Source organism: Glutamicibacter sp. AOP12-B1-11, from assembly GCF_052379245.1.
Lineage (GTDB): Bacteria > Actinomycetota > Actinomycetes > Actinomycetales > Micrococcaceae > Glutamicibacter.
Genome location: NZ_JBQSYL010000079.1, coordinates 1 through 1,474, shown reverse-complemented (window position 1 = coordinate 1,474; position 1,474 = coordinate 1). Strand labels below are relative to the sequence as shown.

Here is a 1,474-nt window from a genome sequence, read left to right as displayed (position 1 = left end):
CCCCTTTTCCGAGGTGACCGTGCACACAGGAATAATTCTGAATTAAGTTCAGTTTTGGATCCGTACTAGTGCGTCATTGATCAGACGGGCGAAGCCCGCCTATAGTCACAGGGCAGAACTAGCAGTTGATCGCATATCTAAGCGCTGCGGGATCAGCGGATTGGTTAGCTAACGTTGCCCTCCTTTGTGAAAATCATTGGTATACCGCCTGGATTTGCGCTCTACCGCCACCACACGTTGCAAAATCATCGAGTAACTCACCCATCAATGGCTCGATTCGAATCTCTTTGCCCCTGATACCACTACTACGCTTCGATTCACTGGGCATCTCCAATGACGCAAGGGCCTTTTATGCCGAGCGGGATTGTTTACCGGTCAACTCCATTGGCAGCCCGATGCTCAGTCCCGGCTTCCACAACACAACTCATTCTTGGGCTCCGTAGCAAGATCGGTATGGATGCTTCTCTTTGCACGGTTGAAGTGAGCGACTGCTAGTGCCCCCATCGCGTTGACAGCAAGGACTGTTTCTCGAATAGCTCATTGCTGGCGCCTGAAGGACTCCCGCCAGTCGGCGGTCCATGACTCTAGACGGTACTTTGCGTTGAGTAGCAAGCCCAAGGAAATGAGGATCTTGGCTCTGTCAGTGACAACCTAGCCCTCGGAAATTGGCTGACCACTACTCAGCTAGTCGCCCTCTGCCGTCCAAGACCGGATAGGCGCCCACTAATTGAGTGTCTACGATCGCCGTTTGGCTCAATATTTTGAGATGAACCCAAAAATCGGGGTCACCAAGTTTATAAGTGCCTCGGACACAGGGCGTCTGCAAAGTCAGCGGCTGGTCCCCAAACCAATCAAAGACAGCACTCGATCAGGATGATTCCGTAGCTTCCTCGTAGCCTTCGCCAAATTCGTGTATCCCAGATTCTTAAGCAACGTGATCGCGATGTTCCTCAGTGTTGCCATCACATGCGGAGAATTTCCTACTCTGACTTGAGATTTATCCTCCTGCCATGTCACGTCCCGACGCCAATGAAGGCCGTTTTCTATGGCCCAATGCCCTTGAATCCATGCACCCAGTTCTCCGGGACCAGCCAAATGCGTCGGCAGTGACGTCAACGCGTGCACGATCTCGATATGCCACTTCGTTGCGCCCAACGGCCGCGACTTACGCATGATCTGCATCGCCTGAGCCGCATGCGGGAAACTAATCCCGGTAGTCACGGTTGCACATTTGACAGTGCGGATAGTACGGCGGCCATTCTGTGTCTGAGTAGTCCGGTTTCCCGCGGGAACGTCATCCCATGGGAGCTGCTCAAGCTCCGCCAGAAGTCTGGCCTGGTTGCCTTTGACGGTAAAAATATAGTGGGATTCACGCGAGTGCAGATACTTCGCATGCCCCTTTTGCGTATGCAAGGCATCCGCAGTCACGACTGCGCCTTTCAGCTCCGCCACGTGATCCAACAGGTTCGTGAAC

General features: G+C 53.3%; 1 protein-coding gene. It reads right to left on the bottom strand.

The genetic code is table 11. The annotated features are described in order from the left end of the window. Window positions 1-828 precede the first annotated feature (828 nt). A partial coding sequence (locus tag ACT3UQ_RS19670; RefSeq protein WP_444637814.1) for an ISAs1 family transposase occupies window positions 829-1,474 on the bottom strand: 646 nt, incomplete at its 5' end.